This window comes from Cyanobium gracile UHCC 0281, from assembly GCF_034931305.1.
GTDB lineage: Bacteria > Cyanobacteriota > Cyanobacteriia > PCC-6307 > Cyanobiaceae > Cyanobium > Cyanobium gracile_A.
This window is the reverse complement of record NZ_JAYGHY010000121.1, coordinates 1-1,904: the sequence shown is the minus strand read 5'-3', so window position 1 is coordinate 1,904 and position 1,904 is coordinate 1. Positions and strand designations below refer to the sequence as shown.

The 1,904-nt window shown below is 71.3% G+C and carries 3 protein-coding genes; 1 reads left to right on the top strand and 2 read right to left on the bottom strand.

Annotated features, from left to right (window positions below):
* Positions 1-123: 123 nt before the first annotated feature.
* Complete coding sequence (locus tag VB739_RS16620; RefSeq protein ID WP_216908177.1) at positions 124-483, bottom strand: DUF760 domain-containing protein; 360 nt, start codon at positions 481-483, stop codon at positions 124-126.
* Between the two features lie 49 nt (positions 484-532).
* On the bottom strand, positions 533-1,141 hold the full coding sequence (lepB, locus tag VB739_RS16615; protein ID WP_323358123.1) for a signal peptidase I: 609 nt from the start codon (positions 1,139-1,141) through the stop codon (positions 533-535).
* An 83-nt stretch (positions 1,142-1,224) separates the two neighbouring features.
* Between lepB and VB739_RS16610 the strand changes: the two genes are divergently transcribed.
* Positions 1,225-1,904: thiamine pyrophosphate-binding protein (locus VB739_RS16610; RefSeq protein WP_323358122.1), on the top strand; the 680-nt coding region annotated here is incomplete at its 3' end.

The following is a 1,904-nucleotide window of genomic DNA, read 5'->3' as shown; positions in this document are numbered from 1 at the left end:
GACACGGACGCCATGGAGGACCGCCAGATTGGCCGTGCAAGCCTCCCGGCAGGCATGCCACAAGGCCCACAGAGCCCAATCTGCTCTGGAGGGTCTTGGATTGGCGGCTATTTCAGCAGCCTCCTAGAGCTCCAGCTCGCCGGGGTCGTCGTCGAGGCCGGCTTCGAAACCGCCGCTGCCGAGCATGGCCGATTCCAGTTCCATGCGCTGCTCCATCTGGCGCAGGAAGTAGCCGGTCATCATCGCCGAGGCCAGCAGGCCGGCCAGGTTGTCGCGGCTGGCCTGGATCTTGACCTCGAACTGCTCGCCGGGAAGCATGCCCAGCAGGCCCTGGACGTTGTGGCGGATGATGTCCTGAATGTCGCCGGTGGCCGAGCGGGCCACCCTCTGGAGCACGTCCGGGGACTGTTCCTGCAGGTACTGAATCAGCGAGTTGTCGCTGATCGCCTCGTTGTCGGCGGTCAGGAACTCCGGGTTGAACATGTGCCCTCCGGTGTGCGCTGCAACACGACACGCACCCTAACGCAGTCTTTCAGGAGGCTCCCCCTGCGTGGGGAGAGGAGAACCCAACCGGACCGAACCGGGCCAGGGGCCAGTAGCGCCAGATGGCGGTACCGATCAGATCCGCTTCCGGCAGGGGGCCCCAGAGGTGGGAATCGAGGCTGGCATTGCGGTTGTCCCCCAGCACCAGCACTTCACCGGCGGGCACCACGAAGGGTTCCAGGGCGTAGGCCATGGGCTCCCTGGCCCAGTCCGGCTCGGCGGGGGTGCCATTGCGCCAGAGCTTGCCATCCCTCACCTCCACCCGATCGCCGGCCACCGCCACCACCCGCTTGATCAGCGCGGATCGCGGGTCGTAGCCCGCCTCCTGCAGCCGGGCCGGCGGGTGGAACACGACGATGCGGCCCGTGCGCACACCCGAGCCGAAACGGGGGGTGAGTTTCTCCACCAGGATCCGGTCCTGGAGCTGGAGGGTGGGCAGCATCGAGCCCGACGGGATCCAGCGGGGCTCCACCACCGTCCAGCGCAGCAGCAGGGCCAGCAGCACCCACAGCAGCAGGCGGGCGACTTGCTGCAGGAGCCCGGTGGCCCCAGCCTGGGGGCCGGAGGGGGGCTTGGCGATGGCGGGGCCGCTGGCCATGGCGAAGCCGTCGATGAGGATGATTCCCCCATCCTGAACAGTGGAGCTCCCCGGTGGCCGGGCCCCCGTCATCACTGGCCAATGTGCAGGCAGCCCTGACGCTGTTGCGTGCCCTGCGCCGAGGCGGCCTCACCCATGCGGTGCTCTGCCCGGGAAGCCGCTCGGCCCCCCTGGCGGTGGCCGCCGCCCTGCTGGAGCCCGGCGGCCTGCGCTTGCACACCGCCATCGACGAGCGCAGCGCCGCCTTCTTCGCCCTCGGCCTGGGCCGGGGCAGCGGCCAGCCGGCGACGGTGATCACCACCTCCGGCACGGCGGTGGCCAACCTGCTGCCCGCCGCCGTGGAGGCCGATTTCGGCTGCCTGCCCCTGCTGCTGCTCACGGCCGACCGGCCGGCCCGGCTCAAGGGCTGCGGCGCCAACCAGAGCGTCAACCAGGAGGCCTTTCTGGCCTGCAGCTGCCGCTGGCTGGGCAGCGGCGCCCCCGAGGGGCTGGCGGCGATGGCGCCCAAGGAGCTGGAGGCCCTCGCCAGCGCCGCCCTGGCCGCCGCCCAAGGGGATGGGGCCGGACGCGGCGCCGGAGCGGTCCACCTCAACCTGCCCTTCGCCGAACCGCTGCATGCCGGCGGCGGCGAGCTGGTGCAGCTGGCCGCCACGCTCTCCAGCCAACCTCCGGAAGCCGGCGTCGTGGCACCTCCGGGCAACCCACCGGCACCGGGCCGCTTCTGCCCAGGAGACGCCGCGACCCTGGACCCGGACCGTCCCGG